This is a genomic window from Treponema socranskii subsp. socranskii VPI DR56BR1116 = ATCC 35536 (assembly GCF_000468115.1).
Lineage (GTDB): Bacteria > Spirochaetota > Spirochaetia > Treponematales > Treponemataceae > Treponema_D > Treponema_D socranskii.
Map to the genome: position 1 here is coordinate 34,011 of NZ_AVQI01000022.1, position 24,952 is coordinate 58,962.

The following is a 24,952-nucleotide window of genomic DNA, read 5'->3' on the forward strand; positions in this document are numbered from 1 at the left end:
GTATTCCATTATAGCATATCGATTTACGCTTTTCCGATACTTCCGAACAGCGTCATCTTTTCAATACATACGCGTTTGGTCGCTTCAAGACCGGGCGCAAGTAAGGCTCGCGGCGTAAAGCCTTTGCTCTCTTCGTCTTTGCCTTCTGCAAAATACTTTTTCGTCGCTTCGGTAAATGCGATCTGACATTCGGTATTGACGTTGACTTTCGATACGCCGAGCGTGATCGCTTTTTTTACCATGTCGGCGGGAATGCCCGATCCTCCGTGCAGCACGAGCGGCAGATCGCCCGTCTTCGCCTGAATGGCTGCAAGTACGTCGAAATCCAAGCCTTTCCATCCGGCCGGATATTTTCCGTGAATGTTGCCGATACCCGCAGCGAGAAAATCGACACCCAACGATGCGATACGAGCGCATTCGGCAGGGTCGGCGCATTCGCCGGAATTGATAACGCCGTCTTCTTCGCCGCCGATCGCGCCGACTTCGGCTTCGACGGAAATGCCTTTCGCGTGCGCCTTTTCGACGATGTCGTGCGTTTTTGCGATGTTTTCATCGATCGGATATTTCGAACCGTCGAACATGACGGACGAAAAACCGTTGTCTATCGCATCGAGCGCTTCTTCATAGGTTCCGTGATCGACGTGCAGCGCTACGGGAACGGAGATTTTCAAAAAATTAATAAAACCGCTCACCATGTCGGCGATCGTCCGATAGCCGCCCATGTATTTCGCCGTTCCGCCGGAAACGCCGAGTATGATCGGAGACTTACCTTCCTCCGCCGCGAGCAAAAAAGCGCGGACGCTTTCCATGTTGTTAAGATTGAAGTGCCCGACCGCATAGCGGCCTTTTTTCGCATCGACGAGCATTTCTTTTGCAGATACCAAAACCATACCAACTCCTATAAATAATTTTAATAATTTTTTGATTCGACTATATCGAAATATCTCCGTCTTTCGAAACTTTCGTAAACAGCAAAAGTGAAATAACCGTAAAGACCATCAAAATGGTCGATACGGCACAGGCTTTGCCGTCCGTTCCCCGCGAGACCATCACGTACACTCCGAGGTTCAACGTTATCGTCTTCGACGAATATAAAATGATCGAAGACGAAAGCTCGGTAATAAGCGTAACCCAACTCATAATTGCACCGGAAACGATACCGCTGAACATCATCGGAACGGTAATACGCACGAGCGTTTTCGTTTTGCCGGCTCCGAGACTGATCGCCGCTTCTTCGACGGAAATCGGAATCTGTCCGAGAACGGCGACGGAGCTTCGAATCGTATACGGAATACGGCGGATACACATTGCGATCACCATGATCATCGCGGTCCCCGTAAGTACCAGCGGCCCTTTGTTGAACGCCATAACCATCGCAATGCCGACGACCGAACCGGGTATGATATACGGCACCATCGACAGCGTATCGATAATATTGTTGATAATATTATAGCGCCGCACGACGAGGTATGAAATCAAAATCGCGAGCACGACGACGATGACAAGCGCGCCGCCGCATATCTTTACGGTATTCCATATCGCGCCTCCCATCGTACCGAACACTTGGCGATAGCTCATGAGCGAATAGCCTGAGCGGAACATATTGCCTGTCTTCGTCGTATTTCTAAACGACAGGAAGACGAGATAGACCTGCGGTAAAAGCGAAACGATGACGAGTCCGTAGGCATAGATATGGATCGCGATACTCGCTAAAAGGCGCGGCTTTTTGCGTTCGATGCGGTGCATCGCGTTCATCGAAAAGCTCGTGCGGTTCGACAGATATTTTTGAAATAAAAATACGATGAGCGTAATTACAATGGCGATGACGCTTATGGCGGCGGCAAAGCTGTGATTGATGCTCGTTTCGCCGACGTATTGGTTGTATATTTCAACCGGAAAGGTGCGGTAGCCTTCTCCGATCAAAAGCGGGGTACCGAAATCGGCAAGCGAGCGCATGAACACCATGAGGGCGGCGGCGAGTATGGACGGCATACACAGCGGCAATACGATCGTCAAAAATCTCCGCCAGCCGGTGCGTCCCATATTTGCGGACGCTTCGAGCAGCGAATTGTCGACGTTTTTCAGCGCGCCTGAAACATAGAGGAACACGAGGGAAAAGAGCTTGGTCGACAATACGAGCAGGATCCCCTTAAATCCGTAGATATTCGGCATCGCAATATTAAAAGTTGACTTCAAAAATTTCGTGATAAGCCCCGAACGGCCGAGCAGCAAAATCCACGAATACGCGCCGATAAAAGGTGCGGACATGGAAGTGAGCACGATCAAAATCTGCAGCAGCTGCCGGCCTTTGATTTCGTAGATATTGTACAAGTATGCAAGCGGCACGCCGATGACGAGACAAATGACCGTAACGCATATCGAAATTTTAAAACTGTTGAACAGCGTAATAAAATAATACGGATCGCTGAAAAACTGTTTAAAATATCCGAGCGTGAACGAGCCGGTCGCATTGTCGCGTACGGACTGCGTTATGACTTTTAAAATCGGATAGAGCATAAACAGCACGTACAGCGCGAGGATACCCAAACTGACGAGTATCCAAAGATCCGTTTTCTTTGTCTTCAGCATATCGATCTCCGCTAACGTACGACGGAACGCATACCGTCATCGCATTTTTTCAGCGCGTGTGGAATTTTAATTCCGCCATTCATACGAAGTTCTCCACAGCTGCGCGGAGCCGTATGTCGAAACTCGGCCCCGCAGCAAATCTTAATAAAGTTTATCAATCAGTGCTTGATCCGCAAGGCGTTCCAGCGCGCAAAAATCGCGCTTTGATTTTCCGCCAAAGCGTTCGTATCGGCTTCGCGATAATTGATCGATGCGAGATCGACGATATATTTATTCGTCGCCGAAAGTTTGGAAGCCGTCGAGGGGCGTGCACCGCTTTCAAGATAGATCGCCTGACATTCATCGCTTTCCAGGAAATCCATAAAGAGCTTTGCGTTGTCGAGATTCGCGCAGCCTTTGATGATCGCCGAACCGAACGCGATCGACGTAACGCCTTCGGCAGGATATACGATGTGAACGCCTTCCGCCCCTTCCGAGAGCATCTGTACGCACGCCGGTTCATAAGTGAGACCGACGGCATATTCGCCGTTGTAAACGCCGCGGTATACAGCGGACGATCCGCTCGTGATGACGACATTGTTCATCAGCTTATCGATATAATCCCATGCCGCATCGTTGTCCCATCCGCCGAAATCGGTGAGTATGCACTGCAGCGAATTCCATGCGCTGGAACTTCCCGTAGGATCTGCGGAAACGACGATTCCCTTCAAACGAGGATCGAGGAGATCGGCAAAGCCTTTAATCGAAACGCCTTTTTCTTTTTCAAGCGCATCGTTTACCCAAAGGCACGGTATCTGGGCGTCGTGATACGTCAAAACGCCTGTCGTATTTTTAAATTCGGGCGGCATAAGCTTGTCGTTTGCGCACACGTAATTTTCAAAATACTGACCGTACGTCAGCGTATCGGCATAGACAAGTCCGCCGAACATAACGTCCGCCTGCGGATTGCCGGCCTCCGCTTGAATACGGGTTTTGCACTCGCCCGCACCGGCCTGCGTGTAGTTGATTTTGATATCGGGGTACTTTGCCTGAAACGCGTCCATGATCGCGTTGTACTGCAGATCGCTCACCGTCGTGTATACGTTCAATACGCCGGAAGCTTTACCGCCCTTTGCAGCACCATCCTGTTTTTTACAGGAACCGAACGACAGCGCCAAAGCTGCAGCTGTCAGCATCACCATAACCTTTTTCATCATTTCCTCCTATAAAATGACATAAGCGATATATGATCGCTGCGATTCCGCAGAAATCAACAGTATTCAAAGCACTTGTATTTTATTAATTGTCCGGCTGTTCATAAACGAGAGCGTATCTTCATACGACGGGATCCCGTCTCTGCCGCCGATTTTCGTACACTTGAGCGCCGAAACCGCGCTTGCAAATTTGATATTCGCTTCCAAATCCATGCCTTTAAAATAGCCTGCGAGAAAAGCGCCGTGAAACACGTCACCCGCTCCCGTCGTATCGACTGCCGCAACCGTGTATGCGGGAAATCGGAACACGGCACCGTCGATGACCGCCATACAGCCGGATGCCCCTTGCGTACCGATGACGATCTTCGGCCCCCAGTGCGACATTTCAAGGAGCGCACGGGCATAATCTCCCATACCCGACACAATGAGGGGGTACCGCGCGTTCATGATGAGGATGTCGGCGAGGGATGCGAGCGCTTTATTTTTTTCATTGTCGCGCTGCATCGAACAACCGTCAAGGGACACCGTAACCCCCGCCTCTTTTGCGATTCGGACAGCGGAAAGCGCGTTGTCGTATTTCGTTCCGTCGATGTGGAGCGCATCCGCTCGGCCGACGAGCTTTGCGAGGCGCTCATCCCAGTCGATGGGCGCGAGTTCATCGGGATACGGAAACTTCGTGCGGGAGGCATTGGCAGGGTTGACCATGAGATACGATACGGAACTGCGGCCGCCGGGCACGATATCGATATATGAAGTATCGACGTTGTCTTTTTGCAAGAGAGCAAGTATTTTCTTGCCTGTGTCATCGTCTCCGAGCCTTCCGATAAAAACCGAACGGCAGCCGAGCCGGGAAGCCGCAACGACGGCTGTAGCTGCAGCTCCTCCGCCCTGCTCTGCGATCGAAGTGATATGCGTGGAGCCGTCTTCGGGAGGATAGGCTTCGACGGTACACAGATAATCGAGGCAATTATGACCGACGCCGACGATTTGCGGAAAATCACTCATCTGCCGAATGCTCCTTTTGCGTACCTTTGCGTATCGCTACCCCCGCATACAGCGCGTGGATGACGGCGATTCCCGCCATCCGTTCATATATCGAATCGCCGGAAAACATACGGGCGCGGCTCGTTGCAACGAGGCGGCAATCGGCAAGCTTCGACAGCGAAGATTCTCCGATATCGCTTATAGCGATGACGACGGCACCCTTTTGTTTGGCGATTTTAACGGATTCTACGACATCCCGTGTTTCACCGGAACGAGAGATGGCTATGACCGCATCTCCCGCATCGAAATGCGCCGGCTGCATATATTCAAAGTTAAAAGAAGCCGTGTAATTGACGCGGATGCCGATTTTGCGAAAATTGTGCAGGGCGCTCCGCGCAGCCGCAGCAGCTCCTCCGATACCGAAAATTTCTATGTATGACGCACGCGCGAGCACGTCGACTGCTTTTTCAAACTCGGCGTCATCGAGCAGATCGAGCGTATCGCCGAGTGCTTCCATGCAGCCGGAAAAAACTTTGCACTTAATATCGTGCATCGTATCGCTCGGACGCAGTGCAAAATCGTCCGGAATTCGTCCCCTATCCAAAACCCTTTCTTCGGAAATCGCGATTTTGAAATCTTTTAAGCCCGCATAGCCGATATGATGAAGGAAACGGACGACCGTCGCTTCGCTGACGCCGTTATTCTGCGCAAGCTCGCGGACGCTGCCGCTTAAAACGGATTCGGGAGCATTTAAAACATAATCCGCTATACGGTTTTCCGACGCGCTGAGTTTATTCAAAGATCTGCGGACTTGTACTTCCCAAAGCGGAATCGCTGCGATATTGACCTTTTCCACGTGTTGCGGCATCGGCATAAATCGTAACACGACTTTCAAAAGCTGTCAACAAAAATGTAACAAAAATATCATTTTACTATCGGTATGACCCGCACGAGCGTCAATTCGGGATTATTGAAGATCCGAACGACTTTCGGCTGTTGATACGAAAGCCCGCGGCTCACGACCATTACCGTGCCGTTTTTCAAAGTGTACTTGCCGCCCGCATATTTCGGAAACATACCCTGCCCCGGCGCATAAAGACCGTTTATAAAGGGAGGAAAACGCCACTGCCCGCCGTGCGCGTGTCCCGCCAAAATCACATCGAAGTCATACTGCACGTAATCTTTTACGTATTCGGGGCGGTGAGCGAGGAGCAGCGTAAACAAAACCGTCCGCTCGCCCGAAACGGAACGGACGAGCTCATCCGTTTTTTGTGCGACTGCGGCAAGGCGCCTACGGTAAGAAGCCCTGTCGTCTCCGACTCTGAGCGCCGCCCGATCTCCCAAACCGAAATACGGATCTTCGACACCTGCGATAACGACGGTACCCTGCGGAAAATCGAGGGAAACCGCTTCATCGTGCAGCACTTTAAAACCGTACAGCTCGACCATAGCGTATTTTTTTTCGATATGCAGATCGGAAAAATCGTGATTTCCCGTCACGAAAAATCCGGGACAAAGATCGCGAATGCCTGAAAGGAGCGCTTCGACGTTTTTGAACGGCTTATCGCCTTTCATTTTTTCGTCGAAAAGATCTCCCGTGATCGCGATGATGTCGGGACGCGCTTTTTTTATCTTTTCGATGATTTTATTTTCGTCTTTGCCGAAATCGTTCGAATGAAAATCGGAAATCTGCACAATCCTGATTTCGTTCGAAACGCGCGCCTCTTCGATGTCGTAAGCGGCCGTTCGAATCGTGCGGCACGAAACGAAGACGAGAATCGAAAACAAAATAAATAATTTATTAATTTTCCGTTTCATACCTGATTGCTCCGACATATCACATACAATCTATATTTTTATCAATTCGTAATCGCGCATTCCCATGCCGACTTTTTCCGCGTGTTCGAGCTGCACTTTCCAATTCGTCGCCGGATGCACGTCGCAAAACCAATCGTTATGAGTGTGCTTCCGTTCGTCCATAATGGTGCCGTGCAGATAGGGCTGGCGGTTCGTCATATCGGCGCACGCGGCGTCGAGAGCAACGGCATCGAACGATGCGAACATTCCGACATCGGGGATGATCGGCGCATCGTTTTCGGCATGGCAGTCACAGAAAGGGGAGACGTCGACGATGAGCGATATGTGAAACTGAGGCCGCCCTTTGACGACGGCGGCGGCGTATTCGGCCATCTTTTTACACAGCACTTCATTCGTATTTTTTCCGACAGGATGCGTCGCATCTTTCGGACAGGCACCGATGCACCTCCCGCAGCCGACGCAGATTTCTTCATCGATGAGCGCTTTCCGTTTGCCGTCTTCGGTTTTAATAAATTCGATCGCGTCCTGTCCGCATTCACGCGCGCACGCGCCGCAGCCTATGCACAGATCTTCGTCAACTTCGGGTTTTCCGTCGTTGTGCTGTTCCATCTTCCCCGCCCTGCTCGCGCACCCCATACCGATATTTTTGATCGCTCCTCCGAAGCCCGTGCTTTCGTGCAGTTTAAAATGCGTCAGGGAAATGAACACGTCGGCGTCCATCACCGCATGCCCGATTTTTGCCTGCGTTATGTACTCGCCTTCGGGAAAATCGACATAGGTTTCGTCCGTCCCTTTTAATCCGTCGCCGATGATCACGTGACAGCCGCACGCAAGCGGATCGAAGCCGTCCATAAACGCCGCATCGAGGTGGTCGAGCGCGTTTTTACGCAAGCCGGGATAGAGCGTATTGCAGTCGGTCAAAAAAGGTCTGCCGCCGATACTTTTAATAAATTCCGAAAGCGCTCTTGCATAATTCGGCCGCAAATACGCAAGATTCCCCGGTTCTCCGAAGTGCAGTTTTATCGCCGTAAATTTACCGTCGAAGTCGATCGTTTCGATTCCCGCTTTTTTAACGAGTCGGACGAGCTTTTGCATAAGGCTTTCGGTTTTTGTCGTTCGAAAATCCGCCCAATACACGTTCGCTTTTTCCATAACCGCTCCTTTCGAAGTATCTATATTACAGATCAGTCCCTGACAAGCATCAAAGAATGCGATTGATATTCTGGCATAAATCGCTTTTTCGCGCCGCTTTCGAACTGCACTGCGATAACGAATTCTCCGTCGTCGCTTGTATCCGACGAAACGATTTGCCCGTATCCCCAGTCGTCGTGATAAACTCGGCTGCCTCGCTTCCATTTTTCCGAAAGCCCGCTTGCAGCTTCAGAGCGACCGCTTTGCAGAGCGGATTTTTGCGGTCTTTCTCCGAGCACGCAAAAGGCGCTTTCAGCCTCTTCGATAAAAATGCTCGGCTCCATATACTCCGTTCGCCCGTACAGGCGGCGGCGAGCGCAGGATGTGACATAGAGTTCGTTTTGCGCCCGCGTTATGCCGACATAAAAAAGGCGGCGCTCTTCTTCGAGTTCGCTTCCCGTTTTGTCGCCCCGCGGAAAGATGCCGTTTTCCAATCCCGTGATGACTACTCGCGGAAACTCGAGCCCCTTCGTGTTGTGCAGCGTAATGAGCGTTACCGCATCCCCTTCTCCATCATCGCCCGTTTCGAGCGAACGGTCAAGGGTGATCGAATCGAGAAACTGCAAGAGTCCGTCTTTCGTACACGCGTACAGCGACGCGCTGTTCATAAGTTCCTGCATATTCGCCGCGCGCTGCGTACCCGATATTTCGTCCTGCGTGCGGTGGTATTCGAGCAGGCCCGACGCGTCGAGTATTTTTCCGACAAAGTGCGAAAGCCGCTCGTCTTCCGAAAACGATTTAATAATGCCGTCGTACGCACCGCAAAATTCGCGGATGCCCTCTTTCGCTTTTTTCCCCGCATTGTCGGCGCAGGCTTTTGCCGCTTCTACAAAACCGATCGATTTTTCGCGGGCGTATGAAACGATCGCCTCCTGCGTTTTTTCTCCGATGCCGCGTGAAGGTTTATTGACGATTCTGCGAAATGCGATTTCGTCGCGCTCGTTTGCGGCAAGCGATAAAAATGCAAGCGCGTCTTTAATCTCTTCCCGTTCGTAGAATTTCAAAGAGCCGACGACGGCGTAGGGTATCCGCCGGTGCAAAAATTCGTTTTCAAACCCGAGCGACTGCGCATTCGTGCGGTACAAAATCGCCCAATCGCCGTAAGGAGTCTCTTTTTCCGCATGCGCTTTTTCGATGAGCTCTGCGCAAAATCTCGCTTCCGCATCCTGATCGGGCAAATACACGAGCACGGGCGCCTTTCCCGCCCCTCGCTCGGCTTTAAGCGTTTTTCCGATGCGGTCTTCGTTGTTTTTTACGACGGCGTCCGCGGCGGCAAGAATTTTTCCCGTCGAGCGGTAATTGCGCACGAGTTTAATAATTTTCGTGCCGGGGAATTTTTTGCGGAACGTCAATATGTTTTGTACTTCGGCGCCGCGGAATCGGTAAATCGACTGGTCGTCGTCTCCTACGACGCACACGTACGTACCGCTTCCTTCTGCCGTACCCGAAAGCGTCTGCAAAAGTTTAAACTGCGCGACGTTCGAATCCTGATATTCGTCGACCATGATGACGCGGAAACGGAAACGCATCCGCTCGCGCACGGCGAGGTTTTCTTCCATCACTTGCACCGGCTTCATTATTAAATCGCCGAAATCGGCGTTTCCCGTTTCGGAAAGCCTTTGTTCATACGCGCGGTAGATAGCCAACAAATCTCCTGTCGAATCGACGGCAGACAGATCGTCGTCCGGCGTAAGACAGTAATCCTTTGCAAGCGAAATTTTATGCGCGGCGAGTTCTGCCTGCTGGCGCCTGAGCGACGGAACGGCTTTCATCACGAGAGTGGCCGCATCATCGTCGTCGTACACGGTAAACGACGGGACAAGATTCGCTTCGGCGGCATAGCGGCGCAAAAACCACGCGCCGAACGAGTGAAACGTGCGTATTTCCGCAAAGCACGCTCTATCGTCGAGGGCGATCGCGCGCGAGCGCATTTCGTTCGCGGCTTTTTTCGTAAAGGTTACCGCGAGTATGGATTCGGGCGGGATTTTTTTTTCGGCGATGAGATAGGCGATCTTTGTCGTGATGACGCGAGTCTTTCCGCTTCCGGCTCCTGCAAGAATCAAAAGCGGACCGGCCGAATGTTCGACCGCATCTCTCTGTTCGGGGTTGAGCGTTTCCATATACGGGAGATTTGTTCGCGCATCGGTCATCGAGCATCTCCCGCATCGTAAAAATCGCTCGCATATAAAAGCGGCGGAGAGACTGCCGTTCCGCCTGATGCGCGAGACCGCTTTTTGTTGATTAGTAAATTCGAGGCGAGATGAGAATCGATATCGACGCCGCTCACGCTGTCGGCAAAAACGCGCACGACGTTTCCGCATTGCACGGCGCTCCGTTCGGCCTCATCGTCCCTGTCGTAGCGGACGACGAACGAACCGTCGACGTCGGGCGCCTGAAACCACGCGCGCCCTATCGCAAGACCTTCTTCGCCTGCAACGACTTCTTCTATGAGCACGTCGTATTCTTTTCCGCACCGCAATTTCAGGCGGCTTTCGGTGATTTCGCTTTGGAGCGCTTCAAGCGCCCGCTTTCGCTCGAGCGCCGTCTTTTGAGGCACCCTGCCCTTCATCCCGTAGGAGGCCGTATCTTCTTCGCGGCTGTACGTAAAGCAGCCCGACCAATCGCTTTGTATATCGGAAAGAAAACGCTGCGTGGAGCGAAAAGCTTCCTCCGTCTCTCCCGGAAAGCCCGTCAAAAAAGTCGTTCTGATCGCCGCCTCGGGAAACGAAGATCGAATATCGCGCACGAGGCGCACGTATTCTTTTGCCGTACACTTCCGATTCATCGCTTTAATAATTTCGTCGTCGCCGGATTGAAACGGGATATCGAAATACGGAACGATGCGCGGATCTTTTTGCATGACGGGAAAGATATCGCGGTTGAAGTGATCGGGATGAATGTAGAGAAGGCGCACGATAAAGCGGCCTTTAAGGGCGGAGATTTTTTTCAACAAACGGGCGAGCGCCGAAAGTTTTTCAGAGCCTTCATTGACGCCGTCCTCTCCTATGCGCGGGATCGGAAAGCGCCCCGTACCGAAAACATCGTCGCTTTCTCCCGTACCGTAGGCCGCCAAATCCTGTCCGATAAGATTGATTTCATATACGCCGAGCAAGAGCAGCGTTTTAATTTCATCGACGATATCGTCTGCGCTTCGGCTCCGCACCGAGCCGCGGATAATCGGAATCGCGCAAAAAGTACAGCGGTTGCTGCAGCCTTCCGTAATCTTTACGTAGACGGAATTGCGATATGAAAGCAGCATCGTCCGTTTTCCGCACGATATGCCGCGCTGCTCCGCCGTGACGACGGGACGCTTTCCCGCAAGAAGAGGACGCACGACGGAATCGATTTTCGAAAGATCGCCGTTTCCGAAAATGCCGTCCGCTTCGGGAAGAGAATCTTTCAGCACATCCGCATAACGTTCGGCAAGGCATCCTGCAAGCAGCACTTTTGCATCGGGATAATTTTTTTTCGCGCGGAGAAGCGCATCGATCGATTCTTTTTTTGCAGAATTGATAAAACCGCATGAATTGACGATGATGATGTTCGCTTTCGAAGCGTCGAACGTTTGGCGAAGACCGAAAGAGGTTAAACGCGAAATGATGATTTCGCCGTCGACTTGGTTTTTCGCGCAGCCGTACTCGTCGATAAAAAATTCAGTCAAGCTCAACGACCACCAATCTGTATTTGCCTTCGGAATCTCGCACCCACTTGATGTCTTCGACGAGCACTTGTCCCGCTTTGCCGATTTCAAGATCGTAGTTTTTCGTATCGGCAACGACGGTAAATTTTACGGTGTTTCCGTTCGACATCCACACGCGCACGCCGTTGTTTGCCGTCACCATGACGACTTCTCCGTTCGTAAAATAATTTTCGCTCGAACGCTTTCGGTCGACCCTATAGCGGAATTCGCAAGGCCCGCGAAAACTCGCGTTGACCGTAAAGGGATAAGCGCGGTTGTCTTCGAGAATGACGGTCTGCGGATGCCTTTGCGGATCGAGCGGATTTTGCGAAGCGTCTTCTATCGCGATTTCGTCGATCGGCAGCATATCGCTGTCTTGACGGCGCACGAGCATGCGCACTTCCGCACCCCGGCTCGCTTCGGTAGAAGATATGTCTGAAACGTAGACGATGATATCGCTCTTTGCGTCTCCGTCGACGTCAAGCTCCGCTTCTTCCGCCAAATCCGTACGGAGCGTACCGACCGGCGTATCCAAACCGAACGATGTGAGCGTATCGCTTACGGTGAGAATGATCTTGCCTTTTTCCGACGGATAGACGATTTTATCGCCGCGGAACAGCCGCTTTTCAAGCGGTTTATCGGTGAGCTCGTAGGTTTTCGCCCCCATATCCTGGGCGACGACGACGCTGCCGTTTTTATTCGAGCGAGAAAATTTAGAAATTATTAAAATTGCGGCGGCTCCCGCGACGACGAAGATGCCGGCACCGACGATGATCGGTATAAAAAAAGACGATTTGTGTTTGACGAACAATCCGTCGGGAACGGGAGACTCTTGAATCGCTTTGCTGCGGTACAACGACATAACCGTATCGGGATTGACGCCGAGGTATTCCGCATAATTGCGCAAAAAACCCACCATATAGGGTTCGCCGGGGAATGCCGACGTATCTTCTTCTTCCAAACCTCTGATGCACTCGACCGTTATCGACGTTTCGCGGGCAGCCGTATCCCTGTCGATATTTTTTTCTTCGCGCGAACGTTTTAGAATCGTGCCGTAACTTTCCATACCGGGCCCGCCTTATTCGGAAAGAAGAAAATTATTATACACATTTGCCGATGAAGGCGGATCGTAGATAAAACGCTGGTCGGGAATATCCTGATTCAATTTGTAATCGGAAAACGTAAACACGTATTCCGTACCCTGCGGAGTCGTCGCGGAAATCCGTCTGATAAGTTTCGTCTCCGCGTTGACCGCGATCCTGATCGAACGGAACGCTTCGGACGTATTGCGTCGGTCGAGCACGAGCTTTATAACTTTTTCGTCAGACGCATCGTCGAGCGCAACCGGTTCCTGCCCGATTTCGTATTTGATCGTGTAGTAGCGGCTCATAAGCGAAAGCCCCTGCGAAGTCGCAAGCGATGCGCCTCCCGCACTTGAAGACTGCACCGACTGCTGGAGTACGGCGGAAGAGCCGGGAAGGTAGATCGTGAGCAGATCTCCGTTAAACAATACGACCTGTTCGGCAGGCTTTGAAAAATCGATGCGGAGTAAGTCGGGGCGTTTAAACGACACGTGCGCTTTCATCTGTCGGTTCCCCATCGACACATCCATATCCGCTTCATAGTCGCGGATCAACGCGTAAAAATCGGAAACGGTTTTAAAATAATCGCCGGCCGTCGTAATCGTCTGTGCAAAAACCGGTACATAAAGGCATATCGAAAAAAACGCTGCCGAACAAAGAGAAGCGTATTTCTTACTTAACATAGATGTATTTTAATCGAGAAAAACCATAAGGTCAAGGCGCGCTTGACAAAAAAAGCGCTTCGATACATAATAACAACTGTTATCGGAGCATGTCGTCAAAAAACGCGGCTACTTTTTTGTGCGGCATCTCCTTGCGTTTTATGCAAATTCATTTCCTTTAATTGCATAAAAACAATAGGACACCTCTAAAAATTCGATTAGATTTTTAAAGTGTCCTGCCGGAATTCGGTACAACTCAACATCGGTAAAAAGAGGTTTAAAGTATGGCGGTAAAACAGCCTAAGGGTAAAATAGTCAGAAGGCTCGGCACCAATATTTTCGGCAATCCGAAATACAGCAAACTGCTGACAAAACGGCCGAACGCGCCGGGAAAAGAGCGCGGCGCAAAGCAGCGCGGCAAAACGTCCGTGTACGGGGAACAGCTAAAAGAAAAACAAAAATTCCGCCTCGCATACGGTATGTCCGAAAAGCAGTTTAGAAATCTGTTCGCACGCGCACAGCGGATGGAAGGCATTACGAGTGACAATATGCTTTCGCTGATGGAACAGCGCTTCGACAACACCGTTTTCAGAATGGGTTTTGCGGTAAGCAGGGCGCAGGCGCGTCAAATGGTTTCGCATTGCTATTTTTACGTCAACGGGAAACCGGCGAACATCCCCTCCATGCGGATCAAAGCAAAAGACGTCATCACATCAAAAGAAAAGAAGGGAATCCAAAACCTGATCCGTCACAACTTGGTCAGCGTTCAGGGAAATCGCGGAAGCTGGCTTACGGTCGATGAAGAAAAACTTTCGGCAACCGTCACTTCCCTTCCGTCGGCGAACGATATTCAGCCGGTCGGCAATATTCAGTACGTTATAGAATTCTACTCGCGCTGATAATTTTTCGTTTGCTGTACGCCCGCCGGATAAAGAGGCGGATTTCATATTCCCGAACATATTCCGTACTTTTTTATTAAAAGAGTACGGAATATTTTTTTATGCCATCGGCGTTTTTAACATGCACGCGGCAAAAAACATGTGCACGGCACAAATAAAAAAACCGCTCCCACGAAGAGGAGCGGTCATAGTTTGTTTTTACACGCACCGGAGAGAAGCGAGCGAAACGACCGAATCGGTGCGCGCACTTCGCAAGTGCGATCGCATCGGCGACGAAGATGAACGCACGCCGATACGTATATGTGCGTCTTCGGTCAATTTTCCGCAGGCGTTTCGGCGGGAGCTTCGTTCGCTTCCGCTGCAGGAGCGGCTGCAACCGGCTCTTTTGCCGGAGCTTCTTTTCGCGCTTTGTTTTTCATCGCCGCATTGCAGAATTTACACACTTTCACTTTTTGTCCGTCGATTTCAACTTCGTACAGGACTTTGATATTCGTTTTATGACAGACGGGGCACTCGTCTCTTCCGCGCGACGGCAAAGAGCGTAAACCCGTTCCTCGATGATTTTTAGACATACTTACTCCCATAACGTTTACGCAAAACGTCGGTTTTCATAAACGCTTTAAGGCACTGTCCGAAAAGTAAACGGCTTTTAAGACAGTCCCCGTTTTTATCGATATTATTTTTTCGAATCGGCTTTATCGGCTTTTACCGATTTTTTGTCGTCGTCCGATTTCTTTTCCGCCTTCTTTTTTTCGCCCGCGTTCTTTTTTCCCGCCGCCTTCGCCGCTTTTTTTTCAGCCTTTTCTTCGTCGCTCGACGTATCGAGTTTATAGTCGACGAGTTCAAGGATGACGACATCGGCGGCATCGCCGCAGCGGAAACCGAGTTTCAAAATACGCGTATAGCCGCCCGCTCTCTCTTTCATACGCGGCCCGATTTCCGTAAAAAGCTTATTTAAGATTTTTTCATCGGAAATAAACTTTGCCGCTTCTCTGCGGTTGTGTACGGAATCCTCTTTTGCGCGCGTAATCAATTTTTCGGCGGACTTGCGCACTTCTTTCGCTTTCGACTGCGTCGTCGTAATGCGTTCGAATCGAAAAAGAGACGTTACCATATTCCGCGACATAGCTCTGCGATGTGCCGGTGTGCGTGAAAGCGGATTAAATCCCATCTTATGATTCATCTGTTTCTTCCTTCTTTGTGATATTCAAATTCTTCAGATGACTGTAATCGGTCATGCCGAGCGTCAAGCCCCATTCTTGAAGTTTTTCTTTAATTTCCGTAAGGCTCTTTTTGCCGAAGTTGCGCGTCTTCGTGATATCGTCTTCCGTCTTTTTCGTCAACTCGCCGATCGTGCGGATATTCGCATTTTTCAAGCAGTTCGACGAACGCACGGAAAGTTCAAGCTCGTCGACGGGGGTATTGAGGATTTCACGAATCCGCTTGTCGCCTTCATCGCCGTCGTCCCCTCCGGAAATCGCATTATCGTCGAAGTTGATGAAAATTCTAAAATGCTCTTCGGCGATTTTAGCCGCTTCGGCAAGCGCGTCTTCGGGAGAAATCGTCCCATCCGTCCAGATTTCGAGCACGAGCTTGTCGTAATCGTTTCGCTGTCCGACGCGGCACGGTTCGATCGCATACTTTACTTTGACGATCGGCGTAAAGATCGCATCCATCGGAATCGTACCGACGATTTCGATATAGTGCTCGTTGACTTCGGCGGGAACGTAGCCCCTGCCCAAGTCGACTTGAATTTCGATATCGACTCTCGCGCCGTCCGTCATCGTAAAGATGAGCGCATCCTTCGTCATGATTTCAAGTTCGCCCTCTTTGGTAAAGTCGTCGCTTTTGACCGTGCCGGGCCCCTTGAACTCGTACAAAATCGTGTCTTGCTCCGTATCGCCGGGCAATCGCAAACGCATCTGTTTTAAACTATTGATAACTTCCAGCGTGTCTTCCGCAATATTCGGAATCGCTTCGAATTCGCTTGAAATAACATGCGGAACACCCTCGGCATCGTACGACGTAATCCTGACGGAAGTGACCGCATAGCCCTGAATCGAAGAGAGCAGGACACGGCGAAGCGTATTGCCGATCGTCGTCCCGAATCCCGTTTCAAAGGGATACGCCGTAAACTTTCCGTAATTCGGATTCGTTTCGAGCGGAGTGTAAGTAATGCCTTTCGGTTTTTTAAAACCTTTGAGCAGATTTTTGCGAGCCATCTGAACTCCTTACATACTGCGTGTTTTGCGCGGGCGGCATCCGTTATGGGGAATCGGTGTAACGTCGGAAATCGATTTTACTTTGAGTCCCATGTTGCCGATTGAGCGGATCGCGTTTTCGCGTCCCATTCCCGGTCCCTTGACGTACACGTGGACTTCTCGCAAACCGTAGCTCGCCGCTTTTTGGACGGCGGATTCCGCAACCGACTGAGCGGCAAACGGAGTCGATTTTTTCGCACCGCGGAAGCCGAGCCCGCCGGAAGACGCCCATGCAATCGTATTGCCCTGCAAGTCGGTAATCGTAACGATCGTATTATTGAATGTAGCTTGAATGTATACGTTGCCTTCGTATACGCTCTTTTTTTCTTTTCGCTTTTTAACCGTAGCCATTGTATCTCCCATAAAAAAACGGATGCGCCGTTTCGGCACCGCTTTTTACCGTTCTCTTAAAAACGCCGCATCGCGCCGCCCTTGCCGCAAGCAAACAGCGCGCCGGTTTATACCGCAACGCGACTTCGAAGCCGCGCGTTTCGCTTACGCCTTCTTTTTGTTGGCGACCGTCTTCTTTTTACCTTTGCGCGTGCGTGCGTTCGTACGCGTTCGCTGTCCGCGTACCGGAAGCCCGCGCCTGTGGCGCAGCCCGCGGTAGCAGCCGATATCCATAAGACGCTTTAAGTTCAGACCGATTTCCGTGCGAAGCCGACCTTCGACTTTGTAATTTTTGTCGATCGCGTCGCGAACACGGGCAAGCTCTTCTTCCGTAAGATCGTTTGCCAATTTTTGCGGATCGACTTTAGCTTTTTCGCAGATATCGCGCGCCGCAGGGCGGCCGATACCGTAGATATACGTCAATGCAATGCTTATGTGCTTATTCGGGATATCCACACCCTCAATTCGAGCCATACAGTTTCTCCTTAGCCCTGTCTCTGCTTATGCTTCGGGTTCGTGCAAATGATGCGGATAATACCGCCCCGTTTGATAACCTTGCAATTTGCACAGATCGGTTTTACGCTGGTTCGTACTTTCATACTGTTCTCCCATGCAATGTTTCCGCTATCCGCAAAGCCTAGAGGCTTCGCGACCTGATTCTGCCCTTCGTCGTCAATCCGTCATGATGGTGCATTTTGAGCAGGGCTTCAACCTGACTCATCGTATCCAAATCGACACCGACCATAATGATCAACGACGTTCCGCCCATCAACATTGCGATGGATTGCGGAAACCTGAAAATCGTTTGAATAAAGGTCGGCAATATCGCGATAACGCACAAAAAGATTGCGCCGGGCAATATGAGCCGATTCAATATCCGCTGCAGGTATTCTTCCGTTTTATCCGTACGCACGCCGGGAATGGAGCCTCCGTTTTCCCTGATGTTTTTTGCAATTTCCGTGGGGTTCAGCGTTACCTGAGTGTAGAAGTATGCAAAAAAGACGATGAGGATGACGAGCAGAATATTATACCATACTCCGTTCGGCGTGAGGAACGACGCGAGGCGCGCCACCCACCGTGCGGAATTCCGATTGCTTCCGAACATTTGAATAAGCTGGATCGGGAACGTCAAAAGCGAAGATGCGAAGATGAGCGGGATGACGTTCGACGGATTGATCTTAAACGGGATATACGTGTTTTGTCCGCCGTACATTTTCCGTCCGACGACGCGCTTGGCGTAGTGGACGGGTATCTTCCGTTCGCCCGATTCTTCGTATACGACGAGCGCGATGATGCCGACAAACATGATGAGCACGATAATTGCAAACACAAACTGTACGTCGCCTGCAACGATTTTCCGTCCAAGTTCCACGACCGCACTCGGAAGACGCGCGACGATACCGGCAAAGATCATCATCGAAATGCCGTTGCCGATGCCGCGAGCCGTAATCTGGTCTCCGAGCCAAATCGTCACCATAGAGCCTGTCGTAACGGTTACCATGGCGAGCATGCGGAACGCGATTTTATTTTCGATGACGATCGAATTCGGAATGCTCGACGCGTAAACCGTCACCGCATAGGACTGGAGCAGACACACGAAAATCGTACCGACCCGCGTCCACATTGCGATTTTGCGCTGACCGCCGTCTTCTTCGGCAACGCGCTTTAAGGACGGAAAGATAATCACCGCAAGCTGCATGATAATCTGCGTCGAAATGTACGGCATAACGCCGAGCATGAAAATGGAAAAGTTCGAAAAAGCACCGCCGACGAAAAAGTCCATATAGCTCGCAAACGCATTTTTGTTTTGACGCGCGAGCTCGTCGAAGTAAGACAAAAGCACGTTTGCGTCGATGCCCGGTATAGTCAAGACGCTTCCCATGCGGAAAACGGCCAAAATCAACAGGGTAAAGAGCAAACGGCTGCGGAGCTCTTTGATTTTAAACATATTCACGATAGAATTGCCTGCCATGATTCAACTCCGCGTTATTTTTTCTTATCGCCGGCCGGTTTTGGCGCCGCTTCTTTTTTCGCGTCTCGCGCTTTCGCGTACGCCGCATTCCGCGCTTTTCTGTTTTGTCCGACGGCAGCTTGGACGGTTCCCCCCGCCTTTTCGATTTTTTCTTTTGCAGAGGCGGAAATTTTATCGACCGTTACCGAAAATTTTTTCGTCACCTCTCCGTCGCCGAGAATTTTGATCTTCGCATTGCGCTTCGACGGAACGAGTCCCTTTGCAACGAGGGAAGCGCGATCGACGGATTCTCCGTCCGCGAATTTCGCTTCGAGATCGGAAACGTTAAAATAGAGCACGTCTTCTTTAAAACGCGCGTTCGAAAAACCACGCTGCGCGACACGGCGGTACAGCGGCATTTGACCGCCTTCAAATCCGACATAGGGATTGCCGCCGCCCGAGCGCGACTGCTGACCTTTATTGCCTTTTCCCGCCGTCGTTCCGAGCCCCGATGAGGAACCGCGTCCGACGCGCTTGGGTTTTTTATTCGCGCCTTCGGGCGCGTGAAGTACGGGATTGTAATCCGACATTATTTCACCTCCTCGACTGTAAGAAGGTGAGAACACCTTGCAATCATTCCGCGTATCGAAGAATTATCATCGTGCACGACCGACGAATTGAGTTTCCCCAAACCGAGCGAGCGCACGGTCGCTTTTACATCCGCCTTTTGCCTGATCGTGCTTTTTTTAAGCGTAATCTTGAATTTACCTGCCATAGATTAACCCCACAACTCGTCGAGCGTTTTGCCTCTGCCGGCAGCAATGGCTTTTGCATTGAATAAGCGTTCGATCGCATTGAACGTCGCGCGCACGACATTGACGGACGCGCTCGCGCCGAGCGATTTTGAAATGATATCAGTCGCTCCCGCCGCGTCCATAATCGCACGGACGGCACATCCGGCAATGATACCGGTACCCGGACACGCCGGTTTGATAAGCACTTCGGAGCTCTTGTATTTGCCGATCATCTCGTGCGGAATCGTTCCGTTTTTTACCGGCACGACGATGAGATTTCTCTTCGCGCGGTCGATGCTCTTTTTGATGGCTTCGGTTACGTCGTTCGCCTTTCCGAACCCGTAGCCGACGCGTCCCTTTTTATCGCCGACAACCGTGAGCGCCGCAAACGAAAAGCGGCGGCCGCCCTTTACGACTTTTGCCGTACGGTTGAGCATGACGAGCTTTTCGACGAATTCTTTGTCTTCTTCGCTTCTGCGCTCGCCGCGGTCTCTGCCCCTGCCCCGCTTCTCGCGTCCGCCTTCACGGGCGTTTTCTCTGGAAGCTTCCGCGCGGGGCGTGTCCTTCGGATCGGCTGCAGCTTTGACTTCTTTTACTTCTTTGTTTTCCTGCTCTGCCATACGTGCTCCTTAGAATACGATTCCCGCTTTGCGGGCTCCGTCGGCAAGTGCTTTGACGACGCCGTGATAGAGATAACCGTTGCGGTCAAACACGACAGTCGTAATCTGTTTATCTTTCAAACGCGCGCCGAGCGCTTCGCCGAGCTTTGCGGCATCGGCAACGGTCGGCTTCAAATTCGCAAATTCCTTTTCGAGCGTCGAAATGCAGGCGAGCGTTTTACCTTCATCGTCGTCGACGATCTGCACCGACAAATTTTTATTGCTCCGCGTCACCGTCATGCGGGGACGGGAAGCCGTGCCCGACACCGTTTTGCGGATGTGGAATTTTCTGTGCAGACGGCGTCTGTTTTTATCGTCCATCTTTTTAATCATAACACTTCACCTTATTTTACGCCGGTTTTACCGACTTTGCGTCTGATGACTTCGGTTTCATAGCGGATGCCTTTGCCCTTATAGGGTTCGGGCTTGCGCAAACTGCGGATCTCCGCGCAAAACTGACCGACTTGCTGCTTGCTGATACCCGACACCGTAACTTTGCCGTTCGCATCGGCTGCAACCGTAAGTCCGTCGGGGATCAGCGCGATAAAATCGTTCGAAAAACCGAGGTTCATCACCAGCTCTTTGCCTTTGACTTCGGCACGGAAACCGACGCCCGTGATGATAAGCGATTTCGAAAAACCGGCCGTTACGCCGATCACCATATCTTTGATAAGGCTGCGGTACAAACCGTGATCCGCATTCGCCTGCTTTGAAGCGTTATTCGGAGTAACGTGAATGTTTCCGTCTTCAAACGAAACTTTGACGTTTTTTCCGTAGTGCTGATGCAGTTCGCCTTTCGGCCCCTTTACGGAAATCGAATCGGGGTTTACCGTTACCGTGACGCCCGCCGGAACAGCGACGGGAAGTTTACCGAGTTTTGACATAGCTTTCTCCCCTTACCATACCGTACAGATCAATTCGCCGCCGACCATCTTTTCGGTCGCCTTTTTTCCGGTCGTCACGCCCGCCGACGTCGAAACGATGAGCGTTCCGTAGCCGTTGTACACGCGCGGCAAATCTTTAAAACCCGAATATACGCGGCGTCCGGGCGTCGAAATCTTTTTCATCCCGTGAATGACCGAATTGTTTTGACCGTCGTATTTCAAAAAGATGCGGATGATGTTTTTTCCGTCTTCCTGAACCTTTTTAAAGTTTTTGATATACCCTTCGGTTTTCAAAATCTTAACAATTTCCAGCTTCAGCTTCGAAGTCGGAACGTCGACTTTTTCGTGGCGGACAGCAACCGCATTCCGAACCTTGGTGAGCATATCTGCAACCGGATCTGATGCACTCATTTTACACTCCTGCCGCTACCAACTCGATTTCGTGACGCCCGGAAGCAGGCCTTCACTTGCCAATTTACGGAAGCACAAACGGCACATTTTAAATTTCCGTAAATATCCACGCGGACGCCCGCAGATTTGACAGCGGTTGTATTCCCGTGTCGGATATTTTTGCTTGCGGGCAGCTTTAATAACCATCGATTTTTTAGCCATAGGTCCTCACTTATTTCCGGAACGGCATATTGAACTTGGCAAGCAAAGCGCGGGCTTCGTTGTCCGTCTTTGCGCTCGTTACGATCGCGATATTCATGCCGGATATCCGCGCGATTTTATCGAAGTCGATTTCCGGGAAAATAATCTGTTCCGTAACGCCGAGAGAAAAATTTCCGTGTCCGTCAAATCCCGTCGATTTGATGCCGCGGAAATCCTTAACGCGCGGAAGGGCGACATTGACGAGGCGGTCCAAAAATTCATACATCATTGTTCCGCGCAGCGTTACCCGTGCGCCCACTTCATTACCCTCACGAAGTTTGAAATTGGCTATGCTTTTGCGAGCCTTTGTCTTGACTGCGTGCTGTCCCGTAATCTGAGCCAGATCTTCGACAGCGGCATCAAGGAGTTTCTTATTGGTGAGAGCTTCGCCCACGCCCATGCTCACGACAATCTTTTTGATTGCGGGAACCTGCATCGGCGTCGTATAGCCGAACTCTTTTATGAGAGCGGGAGCGATAGTTTCCTTGTAGACTTTCTTAAGCCGAGGTACGTAATTGTCCATTACAGTGTTTCTCCACATTTACGGCAGACACGAACTTTTTTATCGCCGTCAATTTTATAACCGATCTTTACCGGGCGTCCGCATTTTTTGCACACGACGCCGACGTTCGAAATATGCAGCGGCGCTTCGATTTCGACGATGCCGCCCTGATCCTGCTGGCTCCTGCGCTTCATCGCCTTTTTGACGATATTGACTCCGGAAACGATCACTTTGTCTTTTTTCGGAATGATGCGCACGACCGAGCCGCGTTTTCCCTTATCTTTGCCGGCAAGCACTTCTACGTTGTCGTTCTTTTTAATTTTGAATTTCTTCTGCATACGAAATGCTCCTTACAATACTTCCGGCGCAAGCGAAACGATTTTCATAAAATCCATATCGCGCAGTTCGCGGGCGACCGGTCCGAACACGCGTTTGCCTTTCGGATTTTTATTGTCGTCGACGATGACGCACGCGTTGTCGTCAAAGCGGATATAGGTTCCGTCCGGACGGCGGTATTCTTTGGACTGGCGCACGATAACGGCTTTTTCGACCGCACCCTTTTTGATCGTCGACGTCGGGATCGCGTCTTTGACGGCTACGACGATGATGTCGCCGATGCCGGCATAGCGACGATGCGTGCCGCCGAGCACTTTAATACACTGAACCGTTTTTGCGCCGGAGTTATCCGCAACGGTAAGCATGGACTGCATTTGAATCATACTGTTGCTCCTGCGTTATTTTGCACGTTCGATAATTTCGACAAGCCGCCAGCGCTTATGCCGGCTGAGCGGTCTGCACTCCACGATGCGCACGGTGTCTCCGATATGAGCGTCGTTTTTTTCATCGTGAGCCATATACTTCTTTGTCCGTTTGACGTATTTTTTATAAAGCCTGTCCATCTTCCTTGTCGTAACGGAAACGACGATCGATTTTTCCATTTTATCGCTCGTCACGAGACCGACAAACGAATGGTGATTCGGCTTTTTTACCTGAACAGTCTGCTCTTCCACGGTTCAGCTCCTATTTATTTGCTTCGGCAGTTTTTTGCGCCGCAGGGCACTTTTGCCGAATGAACGTATTTAAGCGGGCGATTTCGCGGCGCATCGTACGTTTTTGCAACGGATTATCTACATGGGAGATTACCATCTTAAAACGTAAATCCATGTATTCTTTTTTCATCTTGTCGCGCTTTGCAACGAGCTCTTCATAAGACAGGTCTTTATCTTTGATATTTTTATCGGCCATCTTATCCTCCCGTTACGCCGTAACCGGCTTGTACGCAATCTTCGTCAAAATAGGCAGTTTGCTCTGCGCAAGTTCAAGCGCGCGGTGCGCCTGTTTTACGTCGACGCCGCCGATTTCAAATAAAATCATACCCGGCTTGATAACGGCCGCCCAAAATTCGGGCGCGCCTTTTCCCTTACCCATGCGGACTTCAGCCGGCTTTTTTGAAACGGGCTTGTCGGGGAATACGCGGATCCACACTTTACCTTTGCGGCTGAGTTCGCGGTTGATCGCGACACGGCACGCTTCGATAACCGTCGCTTTGAGCCACGTCGGCTCCGTTGCGACAAGCGCTATGTCGCCGAAATCTATATGATTGTTGCGCGTTGCGTTTCCTTTTTCTCTACCGCGCTGCACTTTACGGTGCAATACTCTTTTCGGACTGAGCGGCATACCTTAACTCCTTGCCTGTTTTTCGGACTGCGCCGGAGCGCGTTCGCGGCGGCTTTTTCGCACGAGCTGGCCGGCATCTTCGTTTTGTTCGACGCCGTAATTCATACCGTTGTACACCCAAACTTTTACGCCGATTTTACCGTACGTCGTCTGAGCTTCATACGTACCGTAGTCGATATCGGCTCTCAGCGTATGGAGCGGAACGCGGCCCTCTTTGTGCTCTTCGGTACGCTTCATGTCCGCGCCTCCGAGACGGCCTGCGAGGCGGATTTTGATGCCCTGAGCGCCGGCGCGCACTGCGTTGTTGATCGCCTGTTTTAAAGCGCGGCGGTACGAACCGTGACCTGCAAGCTGACGGCCGACGTTTTCGGCGATGAGCGTCGCGTTCAAATCGGCACGCTTGATCTCTTTGATTTTAATCTGTACCTTTTTCGGTTCAAGCTGCTTTTGAATCTGCGCGCTGATCGTTTCGATCGTCGCGCCTTTGACGCCGATAATGACGCCCGGACGCGCCGTATGGATTACGATCGTCACGCGCTGCGGATGGCGGATGATTTCGACTTCCGCGATGTCGGCGTTTTTGCATTCGGGAAGATTTGCAATCATTTTGCGGATTTTCAAATCTTCGAGAACGAGACCCGCATATTCGCGGGGATCCGCATACCAGCGGGACTGCCACGTTTTGTTTACGCCGAGACGTAAACCGATAGGATTAACTTTCTGACCCATTTATTTTCCCGCCTTTTCGTCAACGACGACAGTAATATGACACATGCGCTTTAAAAGCTGATCCGCGCGTCCGCGTGCGCGGAACCAAATCCGCTTGAGACGCGGGCCTTCGTCGATTTTGATCTCTTTGACGTACAGCATATCTTCATCGAGCTTGCTGTTCGCGTTGAGCGCGTTCGACACGGCCGACTTAAGCGTTTTACCGATGAGGCGCGCGCCTTTTTGCGGCATATTTTCGAGAATAACCGCAGCTTCGGAACAGCGCTTTTGATGTATCACACGGGCAACGGGGCGAACCTTCGTCGGCGATGCGAACAGAAATTTCGATACAGCTCTATATCCTTTGTTTTCAGCCAT

Annotated in this window: 34 protein-coding genes; 1 reads left to right on the forward strand and 33 read right to left on the reverse strand. The window is 51.1% G+C overall.

Features of this window, described 5'->3' with window-relative positions; all coding sequences use genetic code 11:
* Positions 1 to 23: 23 nt before the first annotated feature.
* The 11 genes from fba to HMPREF0860_RS03750 all read right to left on the reverse strand — a co-directional run bounded on the left by fba (position 24) and on the right by HMPREF0860_RS03750 (position 13,219).
* Positions 24 to 890 (reverse strand): class II fructose-1,6-bisphosphate aldolase, encoded by an 867-nt coding sequence (fba, locus tag HMPREF0860_RS03700; RefSeq protein WP_021331251.1) that lies wholly within the window; start codon positions 888 to 890, stop codon positions 24 to 26.
* Positions 891 to 930: 40 nt separating this feature from the next.
* Positions 931 to 2,589 carry an ABC transporter permease gene (locus HMPREF0860_RS03705; protein ID WP_021331233.1) on the reverse strand — a complete coding sequence of 553 codons (1,659 nt, stop codon included), beginning with the start codon at positions 2,587 to 2,589 and terminating at the stop codon, positions 931 to 933.
* 158 nt (positions 2,590 to 2,747) lie between these two features.
* Positions 2,748 to 3,782 carry an extracellular solute-binding protein gene (locus HMPREF0860_RS03710; RefSeq protein ID WP_021331242.1) on the reverse strand — a complete coding sequence of 345 codons (1,035 nt, stop codon included), beginning with the start codon at positions 3,780 to 3,782 and terminating at the stop codon, positions 2,748 to 2,750.
* A 66-nt stretch (positions 3,783 to 3,848) separates the two neighbouring features.
* Positions 3,849 to 4,787, reverse strand: a complete 939-nt coding sequence (locus tag HMPREF0860_RS03715; protein ID WP_021331269.1) for a carbohydrate kinase family protein — start codon at positions 4,785 to 4,787, stop codon at positions 3,849 to 3,851.
* Positions 4,780 to 5,634, reverse strand: a complete 855-nt coding sequence (locus HMPREF0860_RS03720; protein ID WP_162146992.1) for a MurR/RpiR family transcriptional regulator — start codon at positions 5,632 to 5,634, stop codon at positions 4,780 to 4,782. Before HMPREF0860_RS03720 ends, HMPREF0860_RS03715 begins: the two co-directional genes overlap by 8 nt.
* 56 nt (positions 5,635 to 5,690) lie before the next feature.
* Complete coding sequence (locus tag HMPREF0860_RS13195) at positions 5,691 to 6,584, reverse strand: metallophosphoesterase (RefSeq protein ID WP_021331259.1); 894 nt, start codon at positions 6,582 to 6,584, stop codon at positions 5,691 to 5,693.
* A 30-nt stretch (positions 6,585 to 6,614) separates the two neighbouring features.
* Positions 6,615 to 7,736: a DUF362 domain-containing protein gene (locus tag HMPREF0860_RS03730; protein ID WP_021495504.1), complete on the reverse strand. Its 1,122-nt coding sequence runs from the start codon at positions 7,734 to 7,736 to the stop codon at positions 6,615 to 6,617.
* Positions 7,737 to 7,768: 32 nt separating this feature from the next.
* Positions 7,769 to 9,925 (reverse strand): ATP-dependent helicase, encoded by a 2,157-nt coding sequence (locus HMPREF0860_RS03735; protein WP_021331249.1) that lies wholly within the window; start codon positions 9,923 to 9,925, stop codon positions 7,769 to 7,771.
* Positions 9,922 to 11,442, reverse strand: coding sequence for a 30S ribosomal protein S12 methylthiotransferase RimO (gene rimO, locus HMPREF0860_RS03740; RefSeq protein ID WP_231364431.1), 1,521 nt, complete (start codon positions 11,440 to 11,442; stop codon positions 9,922 to 9,924). The genes HMPREF0860_RS03735 and rimO overlap by 4 nt, the downstream gene beginning before the upstream one ends.
* Complete coding sequence (locus HMPREF0860_RS03745) at positions 11,429 to 12,520, reverse strand: helix-turn-helix domain-containing protein (RefSeq protein ID WP_021495498.1); 1,092 nt, start codon at positions 12,518 to 12,520, stop codon at positions 11,429 to 11,431. The genes rimO and HMPREF0860_RS03745 overlap by 14 nt, the downstream gene beginning before the upstream one ends.
* Before the next feature lie 12 nt (positions 12,521 to 12,532).
* Positions 12,533 to 13,219 (reverse strand): LolA family protein, encoded by a 687-nt coding sequence (locus tag HMPREF0860_RS03750; protein WP_021331275.1) that lies wholly within the window; start codon positions 13,217 to 13,219, stop codon positions 12,533 to 12,535.
* Positions 13,220 to 13,482: 263 nt separating this feature from the next.
* Between HMPREF0860_RS03750 and rpsD the strand changes: the two genes are divergently transcribed.
* A complete protein-coding gene (gene rpsD, locus HMPREF0860_RS03755; protein ID WP_021331282.1) occupies positions 13,483 to 14,097 on the forward strand; it encodes a 30S ribosomal protein S4 in 615 nt (204 codons plus the stop codon).
* Between the two features lie 314 nt (positions 14,098 to 14,411).
* Here rpsD and HMPREF0860_RS03760 read toward each other — a convergent pair whose 3' ends face one another.
* From HMPREF0860_RS03760 to rplV, 22 genes are all read right to left on the reverse strand, one after another.
* A complete protein-coding gene (locus HMPREF0860_RS03760; RefSeq protein WP_021331256.1) occupies positions 14,412 to 14,669 on the reverse strand; it encodes a hypothetical protein in 258 nt (85 codons plus the stop codon).
* Between the two features lie 104 nt (positions 14,670 to 14,773).
* A complete protein-coding gene (gene rplQ, locus HMPREF0860_RS03765; RefSeq protein ID WP_021331271.1) occupies positions 14,774 to 15,280 on the reverse strand; it encodes a 50S ribosomal protein L17 in 507 nt (168 codons plus the stop codon).
* Positions 15,270 to 16,319 (reverse strand): DNA-directed RNA polymerase subunit alpha, encoded by a 1,050-nt coding sequence (locus tag HMPREF0860_RS03770; RefSeq protein ID WP_021331273.1) that lies wholly within the window; start codon positions 16,317 to 16,319, stop codon positions 15,270 to 15,272. The genes rplQ and HMPREF0860_RS03770 overlap by 11 nt, the downstream gene beginning before the upstream one ends.
* A gap of 9 nt (positions 16,320 to 16,328) precedes the next feature.
* Complete coding sequence (gene rpsK, locus HMPREF0860_RS03775; RefSeq protein WP_021331284.1) at positions 16,329 to 16,709, reverse strand: 30S ribosomal protein S11; 381 nt, start codon at positions 16,707 to 16,709, stop codon at positions 16,329 to 16,331.
* Positions 16,710 to 16,853: 144 nt separating this feature from the next.
* On the reverse strand, positions 16,854 to 17,222 hold the full coding sequence (rpsM, locus tag HMPREF0860_RS03780) for a 30S ribosomal protein S13 (RefSeq protein WP_021331261.1): 369 nt from the start codon (positions 17,220 to 17,222) through the stop codon (positions 16,854 to 16,856).
* Positions 17,223 to 17,233: 11 nt separating this feature from the next.
* A complete protein-coding gene (gene rpmJ / locus HMPREF0860_RS13530; RefSeq protein WP_021331253.1) occupies positions 17,234 to 17,347 on the reverse strand; it encodes a 50S ribosomal protein L36 in 114 nt (37 codons plus the stop codon).
* Positions 17,348 to 17,385: 38 nt separating this feature from the next.
* Entirely contained in the window at positions 17,386 to 18,720 is a 1,335-nt protein-coding gene (secY, locus tag HMPREF0860_RS03785) for a preprotein translocase subunit SecY (protein WP_021331278.1), read from the reverse strand.
* A 14-nt stretch (positions 18,721 to 18,734) separates the two neighbouring features.
* Positions 18,735 to 19,289 carry a 50S ribosomal protein L15 gene (gene rplO, locus HMPREF0860_RS03790; RefSeq protein WP_021331283.1) on the reverse strand — a complete coding sequence of 185 codons (555 nt, stop codon included), beginning with the start codon at positions 19,287 to 19,289 and terminating at the stop codon, positions 18,735 to 18,737.
* Entirely contained in the window at positions 19,289 to 19,474 is a 186-nt protein-coding gene (gene rpmD / locus HMPREF0860_RS03795) for a 50S ribosomal protein L30 (RefSeq protein WP_021331248.1), read from the reverse strand. Before rpmD ends, rplO begins: the two co-directional genes overlap by 1 nt.
* A gap of 3 nt (positions 19,475 to 19,477) precedes the next feature.
* A complete protein-coding gene (rpsE, locus tag HMPREF0860_RS03800) occupies positions 19,478 to 20,113 on the reverse strand; it encodes a 30S ribosomal protein S5 (protein WP_021331247.1) in 636 nt (211 codons plus the stop codon).
* 9 nt (positions 20,114 to 20,122) lie between these two features.
* Entirely contained in the window at positions 20,123 to 20,485 is a 363-nt protein-coding gene (gene rplR, locus HMPREF0860_RS03805) for a 50S ribosomal protein L18 (protein WP_021331230.1), read from the reverse strand.
* Between the two features lie 11 nt (positions 20,486 to 20,496).
* The gene (rplF, locus tag HMPREF0860_RS03810) at positions 20,497 to 21,036 is read right to left on the reverse strand and encodes a 50S ribosomal protein L6 (protein WP_021331227.1); all 540 of its coding nucleotides are present in this window, start codon (positions 21,034 to 21,036) and stop codon (positions 20,497 to 20,499) included.
* 12 nt (positions 21,037 to 21,048) lie between these two features.
* Positions 21,049 to 21,447: a 30S ribosomal protein S8 gene (gene rpsH, locus HMPREF0860_RS03815; protein WP_021331241.1), complete on the reverse strand. Its 399-nt coding sequence runs from the start codon at positions 21,445 to 21,447 to the stop codon at positions 21,049 to 21,051.
* 15 nt (positions 21,448 to 21,462) lie between these two features.
* Positions 21,463 to 21,648 (reverse strand): type Z 30S ribosomal protein S14, encoded by a 186-nt coding sequence (locus HMPREF0860_RS13535; protein ID WP_021331277.1) that lies wholly within the window; start codon positions 21,646 to 21,648, stop codon positions 21,463 to 21,465.
* 10 nt (positions 21,649 to 21,658) lie between these two features.
* Positions 21,659 to 22,210 (reverse strand): 50S ribosomal protein L5, encoded by a 552-nt coding sequence (rplE, locus tag HMPREF0860_RS03820; RefSeq protein ID WP_021331270.1) that lies wholly within the window; start codon positions 22,208 to 22,210, stop codon positions 21,659 to 21,661.
* Entirely contained in the window at positions 22,210 to 22,527 is a 318-nt protein-coding gene (gene rplX, locus HMPREF0860_RS03825; protein WP_021331265.1) for a 50S ribosomal protein L24, read from the reverse strand. The genes rplE and rplX overlap by 1 nt, the downstream gene beginning before the upstream one ends.
* A gap of 12 nt (positions 22,528 to 22,539) precedes the next feature.
* Positions 22,540 to 22,908: a 50S ribosomal protein L14 gene (gene rplN / locus HMPREF0860_RS03830; protein ID WP_021331274.1), complete on the reverse strand. Its 369-nt coding sequence runs from the start codon at positions 22,906 to 22,908 to the stop codon at positions 22,540 to 22,542.
* Between the two features lie 15 nt (positions 22,909 to 22,923).
* Complete coding sequence (rpsQ, locus tag HMPREF0860_RS03835) at positions 22,924 to 23,199, reverse strand: 30S ribosomal protein S17 (protein WP_021331239.1); 276 nt, start codon at positions 23,197 to 23,199, stop codon at positions 22,924 to 22,926.
* 10 nt (positions 23,200 to 23,209) lie between these two features.
* Entirely contained in the window at positions 23,210 to 23,434 is a 225-nt protein-coding gene (gene rpmC / locus HMPREF0860_RS03840) for a 50S ribosomal protein L29 (protein WP_016520680.1), read from the reverse strand.
* Between the two features lie 12 nt (positions 23,435 to 23,446).
* Positions 23,447 to 23,866: a 50S ribosomal protein L16 gene (gene rplP / locus HMPREF0860_RS03845; protein ID WP_021331286.1), complete on the reverse strand. Its 420-nt coding sequence runs from the start codon at positions 23,864 to 23,866 to the stop codon at positions 23,447 to 23,449.
* A gap of 3 nt (positions 23,867 to 23,869) precedes the next feature.
* Complete coding sequence (gene rpsC / locus HMPREF0860_RS03850) at positions 23,870 to 24,595, reverse strand: 30S ribosomal protein S3 (RefSeq protein ID WP_021331229.1); 726 nt, start codon at positions 24,593 to 24,595, stop codon at positions 23,870 to 23,872.
* Positions 24,596 to 24,952 (reverse strand): 50S ribosomal protein L22, encoded by a 357-nt coding sequence (gene rplV / locus HMPREF0860_RS03855; RefSeq protein WP_021331280.1) that lies wholly within the window; start codon positions 24,950 to 24,952, stop codon positions 24,596 to 24,598.

What these genes read in the sequence shown, in the direction of transcription:
- fba (WP_021331251.1), bottom strand. Translation starts at nt 890, where the DNA reads ATGGTTTTGGTATCTGCAAAAGAAATGCTCGTCGATGCGAAAAAAGGC.
- HMPREF0860_RS03705 (WP_021331233.1), bottom strand. Translation starts at nt 2,589, where the DNA reads ATGCTGAAGACAAAGAAAACGGATCTTTGGATACTCGTCAGTTTGGGT.
- HMPREF0860_RS03710 (WP_021331242.1), bottom strand. Translation starts at nt 3,782, where the DNA reads ATGAAAAAGGTTATGGTGATGCTGACAGCTGCAGCTTTGGCGCTGTCG.
- HMPREF0860_RS03715 (WP_021331269.1), bottom strand. Translation starts at nt 4,787, where the DNA reads ATGAGTGATTTTCCGCAAATCGTCGGCGTCGGTCATAATTGCCTCGAT.
- HMPREF0860_RS03720 (WP_162146992.1), bottom strand. Translation starts at nt 5,634, where the DNA reads ATGCCGCAACACGTGGAAAAGGTCAATATCGCAGCGATTCCGCTTTGG.
- HMPREF0860_RS13195 (WP_021331259.1), bottom strand. Translation starts at nt 6,584, where the DNA reads ATGAAACGGAAAATTAATAAATTATTTATTTTGTTTTCGATTCTCGTC.
- HMPREF0860_RS03730 (WP_021495504.1), bottom strand. Translation starts at nt 7,736, where the DNA reads ATGGAAAAAGCGAACGTGTATTGGGCGGATTTTCGAACGACAAAAACC.
- HMPREF0860_RS03735 (WP_021331249.1), bottom strand. Translation starts at nt 9,925, where the DNA reads ATGACCGATGCGCGAACAAATCTCCCGTATATGGAAACGCTCAACCCC.
- HMPREF0860_RS03745 (WP_021495498.1), bottom strand. Translation starts at nt 12,520, where the DNA reads ATGGAAAGTTACGGCACGATTCTAAAACGTTCGCGCGAAGAAAAAAAT.
- HMPREF0860_RS03750 (WP_021331275.1), bottom strand. Translation starts at nt 13,219, where the DNA reads ATGTTAAGTAAGAAATACGCTTCTCTTTGTTCGGCAGCGTTTTTTTCG.
- rpsD (WP_021331282.1), top strand. Translation starts at nt 13,483, where the DNA reads ATGGCGGTAAAACAGCCTAAGGGTAAAATAGTCAGAAGGCTCGGCACC.
- HMPREF0860_RS03760 (WP_021331256.1), bottom strand. Translation starts at nt 14,669, where the DNA reads ATGTCTAAAAATCATCGAGGAACGGGTTTACGCTCTTTGCCGTCGCGC.
- rplQ (WP_021331271.1), bottom strand. Translation starts at nt 15,280, where the DNA reads ATGAATCATAAGATGGGATTTAATCCGCTTTCACGCACACCGGCACAT.
- HMPREF0860_RS03770 (WP_021331273.1), bottom strand. Translation starts at nt 16,319, where the DNA reads ATGGCTCGCAAAAATCTGCTCAAAGGTTTTAAAAAACCGAAAGGCATT.
- rpsK (WP_021331284.1), bottom strand. Translation starts at nt 16,709, where the DNA reads ATGGCTACGGTTAAAAAGCGAAAAGAAAAAAAGAGCGTATACGAAGGC.
- rpsM (WP_021331261.1), bottom strand. Translation starts at nt 17,222, where the DNA reads ATGGCTCGAATTGAGGGTGTGGATATCCCGAATAAGCACATAAGCATT.
- rpmJ (WP_021331253.1), bottom strand. Translation starts at nt 17,347, where the DNA reads ATGAAAGTACGAACCAGCGTAAAACCGATCTGTGCAAATTGCAAGGTT.
- secY (WP_021331278.1), bottom strand. Translation starts at nt 18,720, where the DNA reads ATGGCAGGCAATTCTATCGTGAATATGTTTAAAATCAAAGAGCTCCGC.
- rplO (WP_021331283.1), bottom strand. Translation starts at nt 19,289, where the DNA reads ATGTCGGATTACAATCCCGTACTTCACGCGCCCGAAGGCGCGAATAAA.
- rpmD (WP_021331248.1), bottom strand. Translation starts at nt 19,474, where the DNA reads ATGGCAGGTAAATTCAAGATTACGCTTAAAAAAAGCACGATCAGGCAA.
- rpsE (WP_021331247.1), bottom strand. Translation starts at nt 20,113, where the DNA reads ATGGCAGAGCAGGAAAACAAAGAAGTAAAAGAAGTCAAAGCTGCAGCC.
- rplR (WP_021331230.1), bottom strand. Translation starts at nt 20,485, where the DNA reads ATGATTAAAAAGATGGACGATAAAAACAGACGCCGTCTGCACAGAAAA.
- rplF (WP_021331227.1), bottom strand. Translation starts at nt 21,036, where the DNA reads ATGTCAAAACTCGGTAAACTTCCCGTCGCTGTTCCGGCGGGCGTCACG.
- rpsH (WP_021331241.1), bottom strand. Translation starts at nt 21,447, where the DNA reads ATGAGTGCATCAGATCCGGTTGCAGATATGCTCACCAAGGTTCGGAAT.
- HMPREF0860_RS13535 (WP_021331277.1), bottom strand. Translation starts at nt 21,648, where the DNA reads ATGGCTAAAAAATCGATGGTTATTAAAGCTGCCCGCAAGCAAAAATAT.
- rplE (WP_021331270.1), bottom strand. Translation starts at nt 22,210, where the DNA reads ATGGACAATTACGTACCTCGGCTTAAGAAAGTCTACAAGGAAACTATC.
- rplX (WP_021331265.1), bottom strand. Translation starts at nt 22,527, where the DNA reads ATGCAGAAGAAATTCAAAATTAAAAAGAACGACAACGTAGAAGTGCTT.
- rplN (WP_021331274.1), bottom strand. Translation starts at nt 22,908, where the DNA reads ATGATTCAAATGCAGTCCATGCTTACCGTTGCGGATAACTCCGGCGCA.
- rpmC (WP_016520680.1), bottom strand. Translation starts at nt 23,434, where the DNA reads ATGGCCGATAAAAATATCAAAGATAAAGACCTGTCTTATGAAGAGCTC.
- rplP (WP_021331286.1), bottom strand. Translation starts at nt 23,866, where the DNA reads ATGCCGCTCAGTCCGAAAAGAGTATTGCACCGTAAAGTGCAGCGCGGT.
- rpsC (WP_021331229.1), bottom strand. Translation starts at nt 24,595, where the DNA reads ATGGGTCAGAAAGTTAATCCTATCGGTTTACGTCTCGGCGTAAACAAA.
- rplV (WP_021331280.1), bottom strand. Translation starts at nt 24,952, where the DNA reads ATGGCTGAAAACAAAGGATATAGAGCTGTATCGAAATTTCTGTTCGCA.